This window comes from Flavihumibacter solisilvae (genome assembly GCF_000814475.1).
In the GTDB taxonomy this organism is placed as follows: Bacteria; Bacteroidota; Bacteroidia; order Chitinophagales; family Chitinophagaceae; genus Flavihumibacter; species Flavihumibacter solisilvae.
In genome coordinates this window covers 39,452-59,967 of record NZ_JSVC01000012.1, presented here as the reverse complement: position 1 = coordinate 59,967, position 20,516 = coordinate 39,452, and the positions used below count along the sequence as shown (strand labels likewise).

The window sequence follows — 20,516 nt, the reverse complement described above, 5'->3', positions numbered from 1 at the left end:
CAACGGCCTAACCGGTACACAGCAATTATCTGATCTTCCCGAAACAGAATACGACAATTTGTTTATCGTTAAGAAACGTGGGAAAAAGTATTCGTTTGTTACAGAGAGGTTCGGGGCAGTGAATCATTGATTTGCCTACTCATATTTGAAGTTATTCTCCACGATAAATATCCATTCAACCAGGTCGTTAAAGTACTGGACCAACTTTGTAGATGCATTGTGATTGTAATTAAGGTTTTTTGGTAATTCTTTTGCCCATCGCTCCAAAATATGATCTGGATTCACATGCTTGATGATCGCTTCGTCATTTATTTGGAATGTCAGGAGATAATTTGTTTCATGGCTAGGCGTGAGTTTTTCATACGCGATGTGCTTACTTGCAGGGTCAATCACTGTATATATATAGGGATATACTTCTTCGAAACGAATCTGGTTTATATCTCTTCTGAGTAACGCGAAAAAGTTCTCATTTTTTAACTCTAATGGAATACTCGCTAAAAAGGTGCCGTTTGCGGCGTCACCGTCACTGTAAATAAAGTCGATAAACTTCTGGCTATAACATTTATTGTGATGCTTGTATAGCAAGTAGCCTTCGGCATAAATCATAACATCACCGAATCCTGGAATGGTGTCCTGGCCTGGGTAATTCCAACGTCTGTAAGAAATGCCAACTATAGAATCACATCCCTTTTCATGTAAACTTTGAATGGTGCTATCCATAAAATTTTGAATATCCCTTTGTCCCAGCACAGCCTGGAAACATAACATGGCAAAAAACAGGGCAATGACTTTCATACGTTTCATGGTTATGTGATTAAAATAATAAAACTGCTTTGCATTAGCAAGCGGGATCATTCCTGTGTTCATCTTTATTTTTAGCCGACTTCAGACATGCTTTGTGCGCTTAAATACATTCTTTTCGCCTGAGTTCCCGGCTACCTTTAGCGAAAGAACAATTTATGGAAACCGTAATTCAGGAGGTAGTCGAATTTTCTGCAGCTTCTGTACCAACCTTATTCGTAAATGTATATGGGGATCGGATTGCATACAGGGAGTTTGGGACTGGCACCCCGATACTGCTGGCCAACAGGATGCGCGGTACACTCGATACGTGGGATCCTTTATTCCTGGACCAGTTATCCACGTCGAATCGCCTCGTGTTATTTGACTACCCTGGTATCGGCTATTCCGAGGGGAAGCTGCCAACCGACTTTAAGGAACTTGCGCAATTTGTGAGGGATTTTACTTCAGCGATCGGGCTTAGCCGGTTTGCAATGCTCGGCTGGTCATGGGGCGGGTTTGTAACTCAGGCTACACTCCTCGATTTTCCGGATATGGTAACACATGCTATCCTTGTTGGTACCAATCCACCCGGCAAAAATGAAGTTCTGATCAACCAGTTCTGGGTAGACCGCGCATTGAAGGCGATCAATGATCTGGAAGATGAGGAGATCCTTTTTTTCGAACCTGCATCGGAAGAAAGCAGGCTTGCAGCACGCATGTCGCGCGAACGAATTTACAGTCGACCCGATGTAGTGACTCACATCCCGTCAACGATGGATATTTTCATGGAATACTTTAAAGGAGCAGAAGGATTTAAAGCAGATAGCGCCAGCCGCAGAAAACAGCTTACCGAAAGCAAAACGCCCATGTTAATCATCTGCGGCGATAACGACACCAGTGTTCACGTGAAGAACTGGTATCCACTTATTGGTGAAATCCCAGGCGCCCAACTCATTGTGTTTCCACAGTCAGGCCATGGACCGCAGCATCAATACCCGGAGCTGTCTGCCGAATACATCAATTCTTTTGTCAGAATTCAGAAATAGTTGTCAGATTTTGGCCGCGCCCAATACTGAGATTGCCGACCCTTCCGCAAGCATTACAGATTCGGGTTGAAGCTCATCGAGCACACCGAATTGTTTTCCGTATAGTTTTTCAAACTGTACATTGATCGCATGATCTTTGATCGGGTACACCTGCCAGCGTGGATGAGCAACCTGGTACTCTGAAGTGACTTTATTACCAAGACGGGTGTAGCCCCAGTAATGTTCGGTAATGAACTCTTCATCACCTCCAGCTTCTATGTCCCTGGCAAAGCCATTTGCAGTAACAGAAAAGCTGTCCCAACTTCCCTTATTCTTCCAACCATATACCACCTGCAACGAATCTTTGTCCCTGACCCACTCATGCTTCGTCGGCAGCGTTACGTAATTTTCCTTATAGATAGTATTCGCAACGAATGTTAGTGCAGGCCGTGGTACTATCTCTTTTATAAAGCAGACGCCGCGTTTCTGTTCATTGCCCGATTTATAAGTCACATAAAAACGCAGGTTGATTTCCTCGAAGTTTTGGTGAAAGGGAATACTGTAACCCTTCAATCTCGTATTCAAAAATCTGAAACCTACAAGGCTTACATAACATTTCCCATTCCATAGATCTGGTTCCGTTTTATACGGCAGGTAAGGAGCGAGCAGGCTGGGGTCGATAACATAATTGGCCATTGCTAGCTTGCGCCACTCAGCAGTCAGGAATGGCCGTTTTTCCATTTCAACCATATTATAAACGTTGTGTGAGTTTGATGAAATTAAACAGAAACGGTAAATCAATCCACATACTTACTGTATACGGCCTTATAGCCAAACAAAATGGCCAATGGAACAAGGAAAATAAAAGCAATCTGCTGGATAGGGAATGGGAGTGTCGCCATCCGGAACTCACGGGAGAAATGGTTGGCCATCAGGGCGGATTGCAATATTCCCGGCATTCCTTCCGGGTCTGTCTTCCCTTCAGTTGCTAATCCCGCTGTTGTCTCCATGAAATATTCCGTATTCATAGCGGGCTGTACTTTCCAGTTTACCACGGTTTGTTCACAGGAGTTATTCCACATTGAATGAACAGTTTTCGGCTTTATTTCCAGCTGCTCGCCTTGCTTAAGAATGACCGGTTTCCCACTAAGCCTGACCGTCAGTTCTCCTGAAATGACTGTAAATAATTCGGTTTGAACGGGATGATAATGGACAACCGGTTCCTTAGACCGCGGGTGGTAAGTAGCCTGCACCTCAAGCAACGCACCATTTGTGTCTTTGGATGTTTGCAGAAAGTTGATGTCTACTCCTGCAGGTTTATTGCTTATGGATTTATTCCTGTACGCCATGTTTGTGTTTTATGGGAATCCAGATCTCTTCCTCCGAATCCGGGCTATTATTTTTATATTTTTCTCCCAGCACTTCGAAGTGAGGCCTGTCATCCAGGTCGTAGCCAGATGTGGGCAGCCATTCAGAATAAATATATTGAAAAATTTGCGTGTCGTTAGATGATCCTATATACGTGAATACAGCGTACAAGCCGCCTTGTAGCTGAAGTGCTTCCATAGCTTCCGGTATTGCAGTGGCATCACTCACTTCCACCGCTGCCCATTTTACAAACTGGTTCTCAAGCCTGAAGGCCTTAAAATAATCCGCACCATACTCCTGCAATGAATACAAATCTTTTCCCACTGCATTATTGATCTCTTTGCGCCTGAGCATGAAACTCCGCCATAACTCGCCCGTCTGGTTCTGGGCCAGCGACATTTCAAGTTTAATCCCGAGCAATATTTTCTTGTTGAGGGTTTCAATTCTGAAAGGAGCCGAAGTCATATTGTTGAAAGTTTTGAAATCTGAAATTATTATTTTATTAATAAAGGTCAACTCAACAATTAATATTGCCGTAATGATCTGTTAACATTCAATCTTTCACTTTGCACCCGAATCAAACAACTGTTCTATGCGTGCGAGGCTCTTCCTGGTGTTGTTCGTTTTCCCGCTCTGTCTTATCGCATACTCACAGCCAAAGTATGCAACAGTCAAAGCTGTTGGACCATCCGCAACATATCAATCAATCAATGCTGATGTTGCTCAAATCAAGAACTACTATTTCCTAAGCCTGTTACAACATGATCCTGCTGTCAGGAGAATGCTGGCTGCGGATGAGGTTCTTGCTTCTCTGGCCAAAGATCGGATAAACGCAATCAAAACCAGCCTGGCACAATGTGGCGATTCCGCACGTTGTTACCCATCTTCGCTAGTCTTTACGCCGGCTGAAATTAAACTTGCCGGCGAACGGTTGTCAGCTCTTTACGCTGACAATAACGCGATTGGAGACCTGGTGCGGATTCATCTCATTCCCTCCGGAGCATACTACCTGTATTCTTCAATGTCGCCACGTGATCTCATAGTTAAAGCATGGGAACAGGATGCGAACGGCATCAACTTCGTTCTCGGTGTCTACGGCCGTGGTAACAAACCCAACTACCCGCTGATTGATTCTATCAGTTTTGATCTTTCAAAGAAAAGCACTTCGCGTCTTTATTACGAAGTACTGGAAACTATTAAGGAGGAATCAGCAGACCAAGTATCATTTTTCCAGCCTTCAATGTCAGGGGCATTGTTATATCTCGAAGTGAACGGTAGAAATGAAATGGCTGACTTTGAACCTATGACGGAAACAGTTAACAGGCCTGCCATTCAAAAGATCAAAACGATCGATTGGAAGAAATTTAAGTATTCTGTCATCCTGGTACCAGGCGCTGGTCCCGACGACAGGGAAACAGAACTCAGCGCCGGTGGGATGATCCGTTGCCGGATAGCAGCAGCGCGCTACCGCGAGGGGATGGCCCCATTTATCATTGTTTCAGGCGGTCGCGTACACCCTTATAAAACCAAGTTTAGTGAGGCACTGGAGATGAAACGCTACCTTATAGAAAAGCTGAACATCCCGGAAAACGCCATCATCTTGGAGCCACATGCGCGGCACACGACTACCAATATGCGCAATGCAGCCCGGCTGATCTATCATTATGGCATGCCGTTTGAAAAACCGGGACTGGTTGCTACGGCCAGTTCACAGAGTTATTACATAACGGACAAAGGTCTTGATAAGCGTTGCCAGAAGGAGCTGGGCATGGTTCCATTCCGGAATGCGGAGCGACTGTCTTCTACAACTACAGTATTCTACCCACTCCTTGAAGCTCTTCACATTAATCCAACCGAACCGCTCGATCCATAACATGAAAACGATCATCAATATTTTCGTTGCCCTACTTTTCGTCATTTCACTGGTCGCAGGTAAAAAACCCACACCGGATATACCGGAAGCAACTGTTAAGCGGTCTTTTACCATCGATTCACTGGGAGCTTGCCAGGGCCTGTCTTTTATCAATGGCAAAACCTACCTGTACGGCGATCGCGAGATCGGTATGATCCGTGAGTTTCATCGAACAAAAGATTCATTGCGATGGACAGGCAAAGAATTGAAGCTGACAATTGAGGGGAAAGACATCATAAACCATCCCACAGGTATCGCCCACCAACCGGGTAACGATACCGTTTTTATCGGAAACAGTACACGCCTGAACAAAGAGGGAACCCTCTGGAAAGCAGAGATCTTCTGTGTTAACTGGAAGGGACTCCTGGCCACTGGTACACTGGATGGAAACATCATCAATACGATCGATGACGATGCCTGCATCCAGGGCAGCAGGCCCGAGGCCATCAGGTTTAAAGACAAATGGTTTGTTGCCACAGCAGACTATGGCAACAGGGAAAACGAGGTTCGGCTGTACGACCCTGTTATGTTGAAGAAATCGTCGAAGTCTTCATCTCCCGGGGTACTGTTCAAGAAATTCAAGTGCGGTCCCTGGGTTCAGAACCTGTACTGGATCCCAAACAAAAATGTCCTTGTACTCGTACAAAATAAAATAGAAGGAAGACAATGGCGACTTAGCTTCCTGGACCTGGAAAAATCCATCAATGCAGGAGAACAGCATATCATTCGCCAATATGATTTTGATAAACAGGATGAGCTCGAAGGCTTCATCATGGATGAAAAAAGATCCGGGATCGCGGTAACGTCTTCCCGGAAAGAAAATGTTCACCTGCTGCAATTCAATCCTTAGCAGACTATAGCAATTACAATATGAAACCAAAATCAACGCCAAAGATTGGCGCGGCACTTCGTGCCCGTAAACTGACCATTTCGGCAGGATTGGCCCTGGCCACCTGTTATATGCCCGTAGTGGTCCGGGCAGGATCTCCCGTCGGCCTTTACGGGTATTTCCAGCAAACAGAGGTTCGGGTATCGGGAGTCGTAACAGACGCAAAGGGGAACCCGATTCAAAGTGTGACCGTAGCTGTGAATGGTAGCTCCAGGGCTACAATTACCGATTCTACCGGAAATTTCGTGCTGATGGCACCGCAGGGCTCGAACCTTTTATTTTCCGGGGTAGGATTAAAGCGTAAAGAAATGAAAGTGCCTGTCGGCGGTATGCTGATGGTGCGGCTGGACCAGTCCAGTGACGAACTGGAAGAGGTGGTGGCAGTGGGCTACCAGCGTTTGCGCAAATCAGACGTTACCGGCGCCATTTCCAGTGTTAAAGCAAAAGAGCTGAATACTTCTGCCCCAACAGTGGGACAAAGCCTCATTGGTAAAGTAGCGGGCGTGCAGATCTCCCAGGTGAGCGGTGCTCCGTACGAAGGTGCTAAGGTGAGGGTGCGCGGTATCGGGTCCATCAATGCCAGCTCTGATCCCTTGTATGTGATTGACGGCTATCCTGCTGCAAGCAACGATGTATTCATCAATCCCAATGATATCGAATCCATAGAGATCCTTAAAGACGCAGCTTCTGCTGCTATCTACGGTTCACGCGCTTCCGGTGGCGTCGTACTCATCACTACGAAGCGTGGCAAAGAAGGGAAAGGAAAATTTGAATACGATTTCCAGGGCGGACTTAACCAGCTGAGCAAGAAAGTTGACCTGCTCAATTCTGACCAGTTTGTTGATCTCCTGATCGACGCCCGTAATGGAACATATCGTGACCTGATGGTCAATTCAGGCCGTGCCTGGTCCGATGATATGTACTCTCACTCCAACGCTACACGTGTTGCAAACGTAGGCAATGCAGGCAGTGTCAGTATCCCGGAAGAGTTTTACGATTTCGCAACACAAAAAATGATCCGGCCGAAGTATAACACCGACTGGCAGGACGAACTCTACCGGAATGCGATGATGCAACGCCACACGCTGAGCTTTTCAGGTGGTAATAAAAGCGCGCGCTATTTCTTAAGTGGCGGCTACCAGGACCAGGAAGGTATTATTAAATCAACCGGCCAGAAAAGGATCAACCTTCGCGCCAATATCGATGGTGAAGTGAGCAGGAGACTGAAAATGGGTGCCAATATCGCACTGACAACCACGCAGAACCGCGAAGTGCTGGAAGGTCGTTTTCACCAGGGCCCTATCCTGGGCGCATTGATCTATGCTCCCATCTTCAGGGCATATAATGATGATGGTTCGCTCGCAAAAAATGAATCAGCTTCCAAACAGGCATTGTATGGTTACCAGACCATCGAAAACCCTGTAGCGCTGGCAACAGAAACGAAGATCTCACGCAATGGGATCCGTGGCTCGTATAATGGCTACGCGAGCCTGGAACTACTTAAAGGTCTTGTCTTCAAAGCCAACCTGGGAGTGCAGACTTACAATGAAAAATACGAATACTATATTCCCACCAGCCTGAGCAGTGGCAACAATCCTCCGGGTTCGCCACAGGCACAGGCAGCAGCCCGTGCAAACGCGCAAAGCTATTCACTGGTCGACAGGCTTGCTGAATATACCCTGAATTACCGCAATTCCTTTGGTGATCACAACATCGATGTCCTCGCAGGTTATACCGCACAGGAAACTGAAACTGACAGGATCTATGTTACTGCTTCGGGTTTCCAGAATGACCGGATCGAAGAGATCACTGCAGGCGGCGCAGACCCCAGCAATTTCTCCCTTAATGGCGTAACGGGAAAGGACAGGTGGTCACTGCTGTCATACCTCGCAAGGGTATCATACAATTTTGACAACCGCTATTACCTGATGGGAACCTTCCGTACCGATGGTTCTTCCAGGTTCGGTCCCAATAACCGCTGGGGTAATTTCCCGTCGGTATCTGCTGGCTGGAACGTATCGGGAGAAGATTTTTACCAGGACCTTTTTGGCTCGCGTACATCCCTGAAGTTGCGTGCCAGCTGGGGTCTGACTGGTAACAATAACATCGGTAACTACAACTTTGAACAGGTAATGGGAAATCCCGGTGGTGTTGTGCTTGGTAACAACGCCATCAGCACTGCTATCTGGTCAGACGATCTCAAGGACCAGAACCTTGGTTGGGAATCTACATCGCAATATAACTTCGGTGCCGACCTCGGACTCTTTAATGGCCGCCTGTCATTCATTCTTAACTACTATGACAGCCGCTCTTTTGACCTCCTGTTCAACCAGTCTCTCTCCGCAGTTTCCGGTGCGACTTCCGTGCTGACCAACCTGCGCAATTCAAAGATCCGCAACCGCGGTTTTGACTTCCAGGTCGATAGCCGCCTGATCTCTCGCAAGGATTTCAACCTGAACCTTAGCGGAAACATCTCGTTCAACAAGAACAAAGTACTTGACATGGGTGGAGCCAGCACTATCTTCAGTATCGGTGCAGAACGCTCGTACATCACACACATTACTGCTGCGGGTCAGCCGGTAGGCATGTTCTACGGGTTGAAAGTGGCCGGTATGGTGCGCGAGTCAGACATGAAGAATATAGCGATCGACAACGCTAATTACAATCCAACTACCAAGTCATTCCCCGAAGGTTATGTGCTTGCCGGTCCCCCGCGTTCTTCTTATTCCACAAATCCGCTACGTCCTGGTGACCTCTATTTCACGGACATCAATGGCGATGGAATTATCAATGATAACGACAAAACAGTAATTGGAAATCCATACCCAGATTTCATCTATGGATTCAATATTTCACTGAACTGGCGGAATCTTGATTTCTCTGCATCCTTCAATGGTACCCAGGGTAACGATGTACTGGATGGACAGGATTATTATCTCTTCAACATGGAAGCTTCCGGAAACCAGTACAGCGTGGTAAATGATCGCTATCGCAATGAAGCCAACCCCGGCAATGGATGGGTTTATCGTGCATCAAGAGGTGGCACACAAAGTAACAGCACCAGGCTTTCTTCTTTTTACCTGCAGGATGGTTCTTATTTCCGCTGTACGAACATGATGCTTGGTTATACCATCAATGGCATCGACAGGTTGACGAACGAAGCCATATCAGGCATTCGGGTTTACGGCGGTGTGAATAACCTGTTTACCATAACAAACTACCTGGGTTACAACCCTGAAGTGGATTATAACAATGGCGCCAACCTGACTCCGGGTGTGGATTATGGAAAATATCCCCTCGTGCGTTCTTTCAACCTCGGCGCAAAAATCAGTTTCTGACCTGTAAAACAATTACGATGAAAAAGAATCTCATAATATTCGCAGGAATGATGATCGTATTCAGTTCCTGCTCTAAGGATTTCATTGAGAAATCTGATCCGAATTCTATTCCTTCTCACCAGTTTATGAAATCAGAAGGCGATGCATTGCTGGCGCTGAATGGTGTTTACCAGGCGCTCAGGAGCTCGAATAGCCTGGGTGAGAACAGCAGCCTGTTCAGCGAACAGCGTTCCGACAACGCAGGTACCAATGATAACCAGTCAAATGCCGGGGAGCCTTTCCAGTTTCCCGATTTCTCCCTCGTGCCCAGTAATTCTTACCTTAAGTCGCACTGGAGCGCGATGTATGAAATGATCACCCGTGCCAATTACGTGCTCACCTATATCGATGGGGTGGCTTTCTCGAATGCCGAAACAAAAGAGCAATACAAGGCGGAAGCAAAGGCACTGCGTGCGATGACCTATTTCCACCTCGTGCGCAAATGGGGCGATATTCCAATGGTAACACGCACCCTGGTATCTGCTGACGAATCTGCTGCACTTACTTTCCGCGAAAAAGAATCCCGGGTGTACGAGCAGATCATTTCTGACCTGAAAGAAGCCGCAGAAAGTACACTTCCTGATATTCAGCCTGCGGCATCCCGCGGACGTATTTCCAAAACTTATGTAAATGCGCTGTTGGGACAGGTCTACCTGACCATGGCACTTACTCAGGATCAGTCACGTCGCACTGAAAACCTGCAGCTTGCAAAGACCTGGCTGACCAGTGCATACGAGAAACGCCAGTTCGCCAATATCAAAGACATTGCTTATGCTGATGTGTTTAATGTGGACCTGGAGGCTAACAACAAGGAAGCGATCTTCGTGATCGAGTACAAGCAGGGCGACCTGAACTACTACTCATCAATTGCTTACAATAACCAGGCGAGAGGGGAGACCATCAACTCACAACGTCCCAACACCGGTGCCGGTGGAAGGGTAACGCTCGACCTTGTGAAGGATTATGAAACCGGTGACGCGCGCAAGGACTATTCGGTAAAATATGCCGCTGCTACAGCCGTACAGGACTGGTTCATCACCAAGTTCCGTGATGCCAGCACCACGGCCGGTGTAAATGGTTATGGTGGCAATGACTGGATCCTGATGCGTTTCGCCGACATCATCCTGATGCTCGCCGAAGTGAATAACTATCTCGGTGATGAAGCCACTGCCATCCAATACCTCGACATGATCCGTGAAAGGGCAGGATTGCCTTCCTATGCGGTTGCTAAACTTGATCCCACATATAGCACTAAATACCCCGACCTTAAACTGGCTATTCTTCATGAGCGCCGCGTCGAACTTGCTTTCGAAGGCCACCGCCTTTACGACCTGCTGCGCACATTTACAGCTCAGGAGTTGGTCAATTACTTCAAGGTAAAACAGCAGGCCGACTATGGTAATCCCCGTTTGTCCAATATCAGTGTGAAAGACCGGTACTATCCCATTCCCTTAGACGAATACAAGCTGAACCCGGAGAAGATGTACCAGAACCCAGGCTATTGATAGGAATTTGAAAAGCCAATTCAAAATGTAAAAGGTCCTCCTGCAACTCAGGGGGACTTTTTCTTCTTTGAAGCTTTTGCTTTTGGGTTGAAAGACAGGCATAGATTGATCCAGTAATTGAAATCGACTTTACTCTTCATGCCGTCTTCACTGACGTAAACATATCCTTTCATTGGTTTTGAGGCAAAATCCATCTCCCGGCAGCCAGGTCTTTCCAGCGCTTCCTCATATTTCTCTTCGCCGATGCGACACATCATTTCATCCTTAATCACTCCTATGCACATTTTGTCGTTTACCATATAGCAGATGCCGCCGAACATCTCCTTTTCTTCTACATTTGGAATGTTCTCCAGTGCCTCGCGGATCCGGTTACTTATTTTTTCGTTGTAAGCCATTGTGCTCTCAGTTCATTTTGTAATTATAGGGAATATAATTTTCCCAATACCAGGGCGTAAACTTATCTCCGATGGTAACTTCCAGCAACTCCTTAAAAATGCTTTCTGCATTGTCACTGTTGCTCATGATTAAAATGCCTGTTTTTTTCTGTGGGAATAGAATGGTGTAATGCTGGAAACCATCGCCATGACCTTCCTTGAAAGCACCAACACCATACGGCGATTGCAGCAGTCCCCAGCCCAAACCATAACTTAACCGGATTGCGTCATTGGTAGTTGAGTCAACCATGCTTAGTTGCCCGAATTGCTGGACAGACCTTAATCTTACCTGCGGCGTAAACATTTCTTTCGTTGATACGGGCTTCAACAAACTGTTTCGCAGTACAGCTGTTATGAACTTCGAGTAATCATCCAGTGTTGTTTCCAAGGTGCTCGCGGACCTGGGTTCATTATCCTTGTCCTTTTCATATAGTTCCCCTTTCGCGTTGTGTCCAAAACAATAGTCATTTTCATACGCTGGTTCCCATGCATACGAAGACCTGTCCATGTGTAAAGGAGTAAAGATTTTTGAATTCATTAAGTCAACCAAAGTCCTGCCAAGCATATGCTCGAGTACGACCTGCAGGTAAACCATCCCTTCGCCAGAGTAGAGATACTTTGACCCGGGCGCGAACTTCACCCTTATTTTTTGATCACTCTCAAACCATCTCCAGTTTGGAAATCCTGATGTATGATCAAGACACATTCTAGCCGTTATTTTCTTATACAGGCTGTCACCTTTGAGGTTACTATAGTTGTCATGCCATTTTTTGTTTGGAGTGTATTCGTAAATTGGTTTTGGTAAATAATCCTGTAAGGGTTTATCCAGGTCCAGTACACCTTCTTCCACCAGTTTCATCACCAAAACTGCAAATACCGCCTTGCTCAGGGATGCACCATAAATATTGGTATTTGTTTTTATAGGCTCTTTAGTATCGATACGTTTATATCCAAATGCCTTTTTATAAACTGGTTCATTGTTGTTGAAAATGGCAATCTCTAATCCCTGCACATTAGCAGCATTCATTAAAGCCTGGATTTTCTGATCAAGGGCGGCAGCAGTAACCTTTGTATTGTCAAGCCTGGTTATGGTTTGTGCACTGGTTGTGGAGGTGATTCCGGCAAAGCAGAAGAGCAGGAAGATCTTTTTGATTAGCATAGACTTGCCACATGTTGAGTATCTTGAAATATACAAAAAATGACCCGGGATCGAAGCTCCTTCACCATCTTATTCACTTATTGACTTGTTCACCTATTCACTTATCGACCAAGCGAAGCACTATTTAACGGTAAAATATTAGCCTGCCCATTACCTCAACCTAACTTTATATCAGTCTGCGATACCGCTATATTTTTCCATGAAGAAACTTATACTTCTTGCCGGTTGCATCTTTTATATTCATGCCAGTTATGCCCAGGTGCTGATTTCAATTTTGCTTGGCGATAAGCTGAACACCGGCCAGATAGAATTTGGATTGGACGGGGGCTGGAACTGGTCGGATCTTAAAGGCCTGAAGCAATCAAAAATGCTTGGTACGTTTAACCTTGGGTTTTACTTCGACATCAAACTAAAAAAATCCTGGATGCTGAATACGGGTGTGATTGTCAAATCCACGATGGGTGCTGATGGATTGCCTGTTTATGCACTTGGGGATGCGGATCTCGACAATGCTTTCACCGGTGGGAAGATTGAACGGAGAATCAGTTACTTTAATGTGCCGGTCCTCATGAAGTATACCTTCAAAAATCATATTTACGTAAAGGCCGGAATTCAGCTTGGGTTGCGCTACCAGGCTTACGATGAATTTGTAAACTCGGTGAGTGAGGACGAAGACCTGAAGTATAAATTAAAAATCAAAGACCAAATTCATCCTCTGGATGCCGGACTGGCAGCTGGACTGGGTTACCGGTTTATGAAAGGTAATGGGATGAACCTCGGGATCCAATATTATTATGGGCTTGTTGATATTGTCATCGATGATGCAACATCCGGACAGTATAACAGGGTGCTTTATATAACTGCAGGTATTCCAATCGGCAAAAATCCCAAAAAGAAAAAGACCAGTCAGCCGGAACAATAGAAAAATATGTATCTTTAGATCCACTTACGGTTGCCTGCGTCCTGCAGGTTTTTTTATGCCATATACTTTTTGTCAACGATTAGCCATAGCTGTATGATCAACACTAAAAATGTACTACTATGGATAAGAGAGGATTTTTGATAGACATGGATGGCGTTATTTACAAAGGCAGTGAGCCTATTCCCGGTGCCATTGATTTTATTAACATGTTGCGGGAGAAAAATCTTCCTTTCCTGTTTCTAACCAATAACAGCCAAAGGACGAATAGGGATGTATGTTATAAACTGCAGAAAATGGGTTTCGATGTTGCGGATGGAGATATTTTCACCTGCGGAATGGCCACAGCTAAATACCTTGCTTCACGAAAAGAGTACGGCACAGCATATGTGATCGGCGAAGGTGGCCTGCTGACGGAATTGCATAATGTCGGATATTCCATTGTCGATGATCATCCTGATTTTGTGATCATTGGGGAGGGCAGGACCATCATGCTTGAATCTGTGGATAAGGCCATCAATATGATCATGAATGGAGCGAAGCTTATCGCTACTAACCTCGATCCCAATTGCCCGGTTGGAAATGGGAGTTTTCGTGCTGGTTGTGGTGCATTTGTGGCGATGCTGGAATGCGCAACAGGCCGGAAAGCATTCAGTGTCGGTAAACCCAGTCCCGTGATGATGAGAATGGCGCGTAAACTTCTCGACCTATCTACAGATGAAACCATTATGATCGGCGATACCATGGGCACAGATATCCTCGGTGCCGGATCAATGGGATTCACCACCGTGCTGACGCTGTCGGGAGTTACCAGGGAAGAAGACCTGGTGCAGTTTGGCTATTCCCCGGATTTCATCATTCCTTCTATCCGGGAGTTACTGAACCCTGAGTTTTTTGACCAGGTATTGGTCAAGCAACGTGGGTATAACAGCTACGTCTGACTGAGTATTCACTTCTGCGTATCTTCATAGCTATCACTATGTTTTGAAAGCGATAGTTTATCATGAATACGGCAATATCGATGTCCTGCGTCTTAGCGACGTAGACAAGCCTGTTCCCGCGGAAGACGAAGTACTCATCAGGAATCATGCAGTTTCATTAAATGACTGGGACTTTGGATTGCTCCAGGGTGATGCCGTAAATCGTCTGCTCAATGGCCTTCGCAAACCAAAACGGCAAATACTCGGATCCGATGTTGCAGGAAGGATAGAAGCGGTAGGAAAGAAAGTGGCCCGGTTCAAAGTTGGTGATGACGTATATGGTGATTTAAGCGGCCGCTGGGGTGGCTTCGCAGAATATTGCTGTGCGCCTGAAAAAGCGCTGGTGTTAAAACCTGCAGGAATGAGTTTTGTTGAAGCGGCAGCCATACCACAGGCTGCGATGCTTGCAGTGCAGGGACTAATAGATACCGGGAAAATCCAGCCAGGAATGAAGCTGCTAATCAATGGTGCAGGTGGTGGTGTAGGCACGTTCGGGATCCAGCTTGCGAAACTGAATGGTGCAAACGTTACCGGGGTGGATAGTACTGCTAAACTGGACAAGCTCCACTCGTTAGGCTTTGACCATGTAATTGACTATACCCGCGAAGACTTTACAAAGAATGGCCAAAGGTATGACCTGGTTCTTGACGTAAAAACGAATCGCCCAGTATCAGCATATTCAGGATCGATTGCGCCAGGCGGGTCTTACGTCACTGTCGGTGGTTCCCTTGTACGCCTTTTGCAGGTCTATCTATCTGGGCCATGGATGGCTCGATTCAGGAAGAAGCATTTCCGGCTCGTAGCTTTAAAACCTAACAAGGATTTAGAGTATATCAACGGGCTATTTATTTCCGACAAAATCAAACCGGTTATCGAAGGACCTTACAGCATAAGTGACTATCAGGAGGCGTTCCGGCTTTTTGATAAAGCTGGCCATTTTGGGAAAGTGGTAATTACTTTTTGATTTGCTTAGGGGTTCGTTGCCTGTATTTTTTGTTCGCCGGGTTTAATTTGTTTGAAGTCTTCCTGTTTGGTAAAGTATTCTATTCCCAAGATCAATGCCATTGAACAGATAGCAGATACTTTCTGCATTATAGCCAGTAATCCCCAATTTCCTGAGCCATATAAGTATAGTGTATAGTAAAAAGTCAATAGGCTGGCGATGCAGGCGAATTTAAAGAAATGAAGCTTTGACTTCAGGATAAATACAGTAATGTAAAATAAACCAAGCAAAGACAAAGTGCTCGAAATTGTTACCATTAAGTCATGCATGGGTGTTGCGATCAGGAAGTTAAATGCTATGTTGATCGCCCCTGTATATTTCAGCACATTGGCAGCATGTCTTTGAGAAATCTTTCTGGATGTATTGATAAAAAATATTCCATAGCCAATCGAATGGAATGCCATCCCGGTGATTGCCCAGACCCTGGATGTGTTATCTGAACCATTTAAAGCCTTTGCTGCAAACAGGTTGCTGAAGAAATTTTTTGACCAGTCAAATCCGATGGAATTTTTGTCCGCCAATGAACCTCCCGGATAAACAAGGCTTGCTATCACCACTAAGATCACAGAAATAGCAATGCAGATCAGTACCAGGTGTTTTTTGATCATTCGTTAATATTTTCAATTATTGTTTCGTAGTGTTCGACTGTCGGAAATGGATCATAATAATGATGCAGGAGTCTCTTCCATTCTAAATACTGGGAAGATTGCCTGAACCCAATAGTGTGATCTTCCAGTTTTTCCCAATCAACAAGCAGGAGGTATTGGTTTTTTTGTTCCAGGCATTTCCTTAACGAATGTTTTATATATCCTTTAATCGAGCTGATATATTCACCTGCAATTGCAAAGTCTGCTTCAAATTGCTTTTCCTGTCCTTCTTTAACGGTTAATATGGCTACTTCTAAAATCATAGTGTTTAGGTGTTTTACTCATTACGAGCGTTGCTTATTGCAGCTGGCGAATGTGGTATGAAATATACAATAATTTAATACGGTTGCGCGAACCCCTGTAAAAATACCAGGCCCCCTAAATCTTAGGGGGCCTGCCGTTATTTTTTGTTTTTACTTTTTTAGATCTCGCGCTCCGGATCGAAGTTCTCCAACTCACGCGCAACCGCTGAAAGGAAGGTCGCCCCCAGGCTTCCATCGACAATCCGGTGATCGTAGCTCATGCTCAGGTACATCATGTGGCGGATTGCAATGGAATCTCCCTGTGCCGTTTCAATCACTACAGGGCGCTTCTTGATCGCGCCAACGGCGAGTATGGCTACCTGTGGCTGGTTGATAATCGGCGTGCCCATCAGGCTGCCGAATGTGCCCACGTTAGTGAGCGTAAAGGTCCCCGACTGGGTATCCTCCGGCTTCAATTTGCCATTGCGTGCATTGTCTGCCAGTGTATTCACCTGCTTTGCAAGCCCGACCAGGTTCAGCTGGTCTGCATTCTTGATAACAGGTACGATCAGGTTACCATTGGGAAGCGCAGCTGCCATCCCGATATTGATATCTTTCTTTAGAATAATGTTGTTGCCTTCGAGACTGCTGTTGATCAGCGGATACTTCTTAATGCAACGAACGATCGCTTCAATAAAGAGCGGGGTGAATGTGATCTTAGTACCTTCCTGCTTTGCAAACTGGTTCTTGATCCTGTCGCGCCACAATACCAGGTTGGTCACATCAGCTTCGGTAAAGCTGGTTACGTGTGGACTGGTATGCTTGCTCTTCACCATGTGGTCGGCGATGAGCTTGCGCATGCGGTCCATTTCGATGATCTCGACATTGGGACCATAAGCAGCCGCACGTGCCGGTGTCGTATCACCTTCCACTGCGGAAGGCTGCATATTTGCCTGCTGAACCGGGTGCATGGCAGGCTGGTGAACCGGCGCCGCCGGAGCAGCAGGGGCCGCTTTAACCTGCGGAACAATTCCGGCACGTTTATCCTGCACAAACTGCAGTATGTCTTTCTTCGTCACGCGTCCTTCATTGCCGGTGCCTGGAATGGTTTCCAGTTCCGTCATGGATACACCTTCGCTTGCTGCAATATTCAATACCAGCGGGGAATAGAATTTGTTGCCGTTTGCCAGCGGTACAGGAGCGGGAACTGCTGCTGCAACAGGGGCTGCAACAGGAGAGGGCGCAGAAGCCTGTGACTGCACGGGAGCGGCCGTTTCTTCCGGCGCAACAGGTGCCGGCTTTGCAGCGGCGGGTTCAGCAGTGCCGGTACGGATCTTTGCGATCACCGCACCAACCGGAACCACATCATTCACTTTATATAATAATTCCTCGATCACACCTTCCGATGTGCTGGGTACTTCACTGTCAACTTTATCTGTAGCAATCTCCAGCACAGTTTCATCCTGCTTCACCGTATCACCGGGATTTTTCAGCCATTTCAGGATGGTAGCTTCCATTATACTTTCACCCATCTTAGGCATTACCAGGTCAACAACTGCCATATAATATTCAGTTAGATTTGGTGCCAAAGGTAAGGATTCAGCACAAAAGTTAATGACTGTTAGTTTTTTGGTTCCGGAACCCGTTCCAGTATGAATTTCCTCAACAGGTTAAGGCCATTCGTCGCAGTCAGTTCGATGTTCCTGCTTCGTTCTGTCCGCAGACGCAGCTTCTGCGTGATCACTTCATCTTTATTTGCTACCGCCATCCACACAGTGCCAACCGGTTTTTCATCCGACCCGCCATCCGGTCCCATTATGCCTGATACCGCCAGGGCGAAATCTGTTTTTAATGATGACAATGCACCCAATGCCATTTGTCGTACCGTCTCTTCACTCACCGCACCTTTTTCAGCCAGCGTCCCGGGTGTCACTCCCAGCAGATCTTCCTTCACCTGGTTGTCATAGCTGACTATGCTTCCTTTATAATATTTACTGGAACCGGGATGGCGCGTAATAAGATGCGCGATATAACCACCTGTACAACTCTCCGCCGTCGAAATTGATTGCCCGCGTTCAAGCAGCAATCTTCCGATCACCTGTTCAATCGGCTCATCGCGATTCGTTACCATCACGTCGGGCAGCAGCCGCTGCAACTCTTCAAACCGGGCTTCTATTTCATGGGTCATCGATTCGGTGTCGAAACCGGTCGCGCTCAGCCTTAATCTTACCATCCCGTAATGCGGCAGGTAGGCGAGCTTGATATAGGAGGGGAGGGCAGTTTCAAATTCACTGATCCGCTCTGCAAGAAAGGATTCACCAATACCAGCAGTGATAAGCGTGCGGTGAAGGATCACCGGGAGTTTAGATCTTTTCTGCAATAACGGAATGACTTCATCCGTCATGATGCCTTTCATTTCAAAAGGCACTCCAGGCATGGCGATCACCAGTTTATTATTCTTTTCGAACAACAGGCCTGGCGCAGTGCCATATGCGTTATGCAAAACAGTTGCTACATCGGGAACCTCTGCCTGTTTTGCATTGCGGTCGATCATCGGCCGGCGGTAGACTTCTTCAAACAGGTAATGCACATGTGCCAGCACTTTCTCGTCAACTACCAGCTTTCCGCCAAAATATTCGCACAGTAAAGGTTTGGTGATGTCATCGGCGGTCGGACCCAGGCCACCTGTAATCAGAACAACATGCGACACAGCCAACTCCTCATTCAATGCCTGCCAGATCGCTGTCCATTCGTCACCTACAGCAACCCGCCTGCTAACGGTTACGCCTATCTTATTCAGCTCCTGCGCCATCCAGGCGCTGTTGGTATCCACGACCTGCCCGATCAGTAATTCATCGCCGATTGTTATAATGCTCGCTTTAACTGGTTCCATAAAAGCAAAGTTTGATCTTTATTTTTGACTTCCATGAAAAAAATAGCCATTCAAATTATCGGTATAATATTTTCCGTTACCTCACTGGAGGCCCAGGTCTCATCAAAACTGCAACAGGCAGCTGCCACATTTTCCAATGATGAGCAACTGAAGCACGCCACCTGGTCGGTGCTGGTAACCGATGCCTCAACCGGCAAAACAATCTTTGACCATAATAGTGAAACGGGACTGGCGCCGGCAAGTACGCAGAAAGTGATCACTAGTATTACGGCATTTGAAACACTCGGAAAGGATTTCCGGTATTCCACATTTATTGGAACCGATGGGAAAGAGTTGTTTATCCAGGCGGCTGGTGATCCCAGTTTTGGAAGCTGGCGTTATACCGATACAAAGCCTGAAGTGATACTGGAAAAGGTGAGGAAGGGGATCGCCCAGGGTGGCGCCACCCAGTCAGCAGGATCCATTTCACCGGATACTTCCAACTGGGATGATGAATCCATTCCGGATGGCTGGATCTGGCAAGATATCGGGAACTATTATGGTGCAGGTGCCCGTCAGTTTAACTGGCGGGAAAACCAGTACGATATCCTCCTCCGGTCCGGAAGTACAATCGGATCAGCGGTTAGTATCAACACAACAAAGCCTGTAATGCAGGGTCTCCGGTTTACATCCCTCATAACTGCAGCCGCCAAAGGCACCGGCGATAACGCCTACATTTACCATGCACCCGGCAGCAGTACTGTTTTGGTTAGAGGTACAATTCCTGTTAATGAGAACAGCTTCACTATTTCCGGATCCATCCACGATCCGTTGAAACAATTCAATGCAGAACTGGGCCAACCGGTAATTGACCTTCCCGCCCATCTCTTGTCGTCGGGCTCGGTAAAGGTGGTTTACCAGCATCGATCACCTTCTTTCGATTCCCTGAATTATTGGTTTATGCGCAAAAGCATTAATCTATATGGTGAGGCTTTCCTTAAAACAATGGCGGCTAAACAAACAGGAAAGGGGACAAGAGAAAACGGCATCCGGTTCGTAAGGGATTTCTGGAAGCAACGCGGAATCGACGAAGCGGCCCTCCAGATAACAGATGGGAGCGGACTATCACCCCAGAACAGGGTAACGACCCGTTCACTGGTTACTGCCCTGCAGTATGCACGAAGCAAAACCTGGTTCCCTTCCTTTTATGAATCCCTTCCCCTTTACAACGGGATGAAACTGAAAAGCGGATCCATAAACGGTTCGAGGGCATTCGCGGGTTATCATACTGCCGGTGGAACTACCTATGTCATTGCAATTATCGTCAACAATTATTCCGGTAGTTCCGCTGCCATGGTGAAAAAAATCTTTACCCTGCTCGACAACCTGAAATAAGACATT

At 46.5% G+C, this 20,516-nt stretch carries 19 protein-coding genes; 9 read left to right on the top strand and 10 right to left on the bottom strand.

All coding sequences use genetic code 11. The features are described 5' to 3' along the window. Positions 1 to 135: 135 nt before the first annotated feature. Positions 136 to 867, bottom strand: a complete 732-nt coding sequence (locus OI18_RS11550; RefSeq protein ID WP_160290223.1) for a hypothetical protein — start codon at positions 865 to 867, stop codon at positions 136 to 138. A gap of 92 nt (positions 868 to 959) precedes the next feature. Here OI18_RS11550 and OI18_RS11545 point away from each other — a divergent pair, with 92 nt between their 5' ends. Next, the gene (locus OI18_RS11545; protein ID WP_039140003.1) at positions 960 to 1,829 is read left to right on the top strand and encodes an alpha/beta fold hydrolase; all 870 of its coding nucleotides are present in this window, start codon (positions 960 to 962) and stop codon (positions 1,827 to 1,829) included. A 3-nt stretch (positions 1,830 to 1,832) separates the two neighbouring features. Here OI18_RS11545 and OI18_RS11540 read toward each other — a convergent pair whose 3' ends face one another. Genes OI18_RS11540 through OI18_RS11530 form a run of 3 tightly spaced genes read right to left on the bottom strand, consistent with a single transcriptional unit; the run spans position 1,833 to position 3,641 of the window. Continuing rightward, positions 1,833 to 2,549 (bottom strand): YqjF family protein, encoded by a 717-nt coding sequence (locus OI18_RS11540; RefSeq protein WP_039140025.1) that lies wholly within the window; start codon positions 2,547 to 2,549, stop codon positions 1,833 to 1,835. A gap of 56 nt (positions 2,550 to 2,605) precedes the next feature. Continuing rightward, the gene (locus OI18_RS11535) at positions 2,606 to 3,157 is read right to left on the bottom strand and encodes a cupin domain-containing protein (RefSeq protein WP_052273123.1); all 552 of its coding nucleotides are present in this window, start codon (positions 3,155 to 3,157) and stop codon (positions 2,606 to 2,608) included. Next, the gene (locus OI18_RS11530; protein ID WP_039140023.1) at positions 3,141 to 3,641 is read right to left on the bottom strand and encodes a GyrI-like domain-containing protein; all 501 of its coding nucleotides are present in this window, start codon (positions 3,639 to 3,641) and stop codon (positions 3,141 to 3,143) included. Before OI18_RS11530 ends, OI18_RS11535 begins: the two co-directional genes overlap by 17 nt. A gap of 127 nt (positions 3,642 to 3,768) precedes the next feature. On the opposite strand from OI18_RS11530, the gene OI18_RS11525 reads away from it, so the two are divergent. From OI18_RS11525 to OI18_RS11510, 4 genes are read left to right on the top strand one after another with little or no spacing between them, the layout of a single operon-like run. Next, positions 3,769 to 5,049 (top strand): YdcF family protein, encoded by a 1,281-nt coding sequence (locus OI18_RS11525; RefSeq protein ID WP_072038992.1) that lies wholly within the window; start codon positions 3,769 to 3,771, stop codon positions 5,047 to 5,049. Position 5,050: 1 nt separating this feature from the next. Further along, positions 5,051 to 5,938: a hypothetical protein gene (locus OI18_RS11520; RefSeq protein WP_039140002.1), complete on the top strand. Its 888-nt coding sequence runs from the start codon at positions 5,051 to 5,053 to the stop codon at positions 5,936 to 5,938. Positions 5,939 to 5,958: 20 nt separating this feature from the next. Continuing rightward, a complete protein-coding gene (locus OI18_RS11515) occupies positions 5,959 to 9,315 on the top strand; it encodes a SusC/RagA family TonB-linked outer membrane protein (protein ID WP_072038991.1) in 3,357 nt (1,118 codons plus the stop codon). A 17-nt stretch (positions 9,316 to 9,332) separates the two neighbouring features. Beyond that, positions 9,333 to 10,859, top strand: coding sequence for a RagB/SusD family nutrient uptake outer membrane protein (locus tag OI18_RS11510; protein ID WP_039140001.1), 1,527 nt, complete (start codon positions 9,333 to 9,335; stop codon positions 10,857 to 10,859). A 47-nt stretch (positions 10,860 to 10,906) separates the two neighbouring features. On the opposite strand, the gene OI18_RS11505 is transcribed toward OI18_RS11510, so the two are convergent. Together OI18_RS11505 and OI18_RS11500 are read right to left on the bottom strand one after the other, a co-directional pair. Next, positions 10,907 to 11,254: a TfoX/Sxy family protein gene (locus tag OI18_RS11505; protein ID WP_039140000.1), complete on the bottom strand. Its 348-nt coding sequence runs from the start codon at positions 11,252 to 11,254 to the stop codon at positions 10,907 to 10,909. A 7-nt stretch (positions 11,255 to 11,261) separates the two neighbouring features. Further along, positions 11,262 to 12,452, bottom strand: coding sequence for a serine hydrolase domain-containing protein (locus tag OI18_RS11500; protein WP_152616801.1), 1,191 nt, complete (start codon positions 12,450 to 12,452; stop codon positions 11,262 to 11,264). A 199-nt stretch (positions 12,453 to 12,651) separates the two neighbouring features. Here OI18_RS11500 and OI18_RS11495 point away from each other — a divergent pair, with 199 nt between their 5' ends. The 3 genes from OI18_RS11495 to OI18_RS11485 all read left to right on the top strand — a co-directional run bounded on the left by OI18_RS11495 (position 12,652) and on the right by OI18_RS11485 (position 15,315). Further along, positions 12,652 to 13,374 (top strand): porin family protein, encoded by a 723-nt coding sequence (locus tag OI18_RS11495; protein WP_039139998.1) that lies wholly within the window; start codon positions 12,652 to 12,654, stop codon positions 13,372 to 13,374. Between the two features lie 119 nt (positions 13,375 to 13,493). Beyond that, positions 13,494 to 14,312, top strand: a complete 819-nt coding sequence (locus OI18_RS11490) for an HAD-IIA family hydrolase (RefSeq protein ID WP_039139997.1) — start codon at positions 13,494 to 13,496, stop codon at positions 14,310 to 14,312. A 43-nt stretch (positions 14,313 to 14,355) separates the two neighbouring features. Further along, complete coding sequence (locus OI18_RS11485) at positions 14,356 to 15,315, top strand: NAD(P)-dependent alcohol dehydrogenase (RefSeq protein WP_039139995.1); 960 nt, start codon at positions 14,356 to 14,358, stop codon at positions 15,313 to 15,315. A 5-nt stretch (positions 15,316 to 15,320) separates the two neighbouring features. Here the strand turns inward: OI18_RS11485 and OI18_RS11480 are convergent, their stop codons facing one another. The 4 genes from OI18_RS11480 to OI18_RS11465 form a co-directional block, all read right to left on the bottom strand. Next, the gene (locus tag OI18_RS11480) at positions 15,321 to 15,962 is read right to left on the bottom strand and encodes a hypothetical protein (protein ID WP_072038990.1); all 642 of its coding nucleotides are present in this window, start codon (positions 15,960 to 15,962) and stop codon (positions 15,321 to 15,323) included. Continuing rightward, positions 15,959 to 16,264 carry an antibiotic biosynthesis monooxygenase family protein gene (locus tag OI18_RS11475; protein WP_039139994.1) on the bottom strand — a complete coding sequence of 102 codons (306 nt, stop codon included), beginning with the start codon at positions 16,262 to 16,264 and terminating at the stop codon, positions 15,959 to 15,961. The genes OI18_RS11480 and OI18_RS11475 overlap by 4 nt, the downstream gene beginning before the upstream one ends. Before the next feature lie 158 nt (positions 16,265 to 16,422). Continuing rightward, the gene (locus OI18_RS11470; protein ID WP_039139993.1) at positions 16,423 to 17,805 is read right to left on the bottom strand and encodes a dihydrolipoamide acetyltransferase family protein; all 1,383 of its coding nucleotides are present in this window, start codon (positions 17,803 to 17,805) and stop codon (positions 16,423 to 16,425) included. Positions 17,806 to 17,864: 59 nt separating this feature from the next. Next, the gene (locus OI18_RS11465; protein ID WP_039139992.1) at positions 17,865 to 19,136 is read right to left on the bottom strand and encodes a competence/damage-inducible protein A; all 1,272 of its coding nucleotides are present in this window, start codon (positions 19,134 to 19,136) and stop codon (positions 17,865 to 17,867) included. A gap of 33 nt (positions 19,137 to 19,169) precedes the next feature. Between OI18_RS11465 and dacB the strand changes: the two genes are divergently transcribed. Then, positions 19,170 to 20,510 (top strand): D-alanyl-D-alanine carboxypeptidase/D-alanyl-D-alanine endopeptidase, encoded by a 1,341-nt coding sequence (gene dacB / locus OI18_RS11460; RefSeq protein WP_039139990.1) that lies wholly within the window; start codon positions 19,170 to 19,172, stop codon positions 20,508 to 20,510. Positions 20,511 to 20,516 lie beyond the last annotated feature (6 nt).

Coding starts and splice junctions, on each gene's coding strand:
- OI18_RS11550 (WP_160290223.1), bottom strand. CDS start 867: ATGAACACAGGAATGATCCCGCTTGCTAATGCAAAGCAGTTTTATTAT.
- OI18_RS11545 (WP_039140003.1), top strand. CDS start 960: ATGGAAACCGTAATTCAGGAGGTAGTCGAATTTTCTGCAGCTTCTGTA.
- OI18_RS11540 (WP_039140025.1), bottom strand. CDS start 2,549: ATGGAAAAACGGCCATTCCTGACTGCTGAGTGGCGCAAGCTAGCAATG.
- OI18_RS11535 (WP_052273123.1), bottom strand. CDS start 3,157: ATGGCGTACAGGAATAAATCCATAAGCAATAAACCTGCAGGAGTAGAC.
- OI18_RS11530 (WP_039140023.1), bottom strand. CDS start 3,641: ATGACTTCGGCTCCTTTCAGAATTGAAACCCTCAACAAGAAAATATTG.
- OI18_RS11525 (WP_072038992.1), top strand. CDS start 3,769: ATGCGTGCGAGGCTCTTCCTGGTGTTGTTCGTTTTCCCGCTCTGTCTT.
- OI18_RS11520 (WP_039140002.1), top strand. CDS start 5,051: ATGAAAACGATCATCAATATTTTCGTTGCCCTACTTTTCGTCATTTCA.
- OI18_RS11515 (WP_072038991.1), top strand. CDS start 5,959: ATGAAACCAAAATCAACGCCAAAGATTGGCGCGGCACTTCGTGCCCGT.
- OI18_RS11510 (WP_039140001.1), top strand. CDS start 9,333: ATGAAAAAGAATCTCATAATATTCGCAGGAATGATGATCGTATTCAGT.
- OI18_RS11505 (WP_039140000.1), bottom strand. CDS start 11,254: ATGGCTTACAACGAAAAAATAAGTAACCGGATCCGCGAGGCACTGGAG.
- OI18_RS11500 (WP_152616801.1), bottom strand. CDS start 12,452: ATGCTAATCAAAAAGATCTTCCTGCTCTTCTGCTTTGCCGGAATCACC.
- OI18_RS11495 (WP_039139998.1), top strand. CDS start 12,652: ATGAAGAAACTTATACTTCTTGCCGGTTGCATCTTTTATATTCATGCC.
- OI18_RS11490 (WP_039139997.1), top strand. CDS start 13,494: ATGGATAAGAGAGGATTTTTGATAGACATGGATGGCGTTATTTACAAA.
- OI18_RS11480 (WP_072038990.1), bottom strand. CDS start 15,962: ATGATCAAAAAACACCTGGTACTGATCTGCATTGCTATTTCTGTGATC.
- OI18_RS11475 (WP_039139994.1), bottom strand. CDS start 16,264: ATGATTTTAGAAGTAGCCATATTAACCGTTAAAGAAGGACAGGAAAAG.
- OI18_RS11470 (WP_039139993.1), bottom strand. CDS start 17,805: ATGGCAGTTGTTGACCTGGTAATGCCTAAGATGGGTGAAAGTATAATG.
- OI18_RS11465 (WP_039139992.1), bottom strand. CDS start 19,136: ATGGAACCAGTTAAAGCGAGCATTATAACAATCGGCGATGAATTACTG.
- dacB (WP_039139990.1), top strand. CDS start 19,170: ATGAAAAAAATAGCCATTCAAATTATCGGTATAATATTTTCCGTTACC.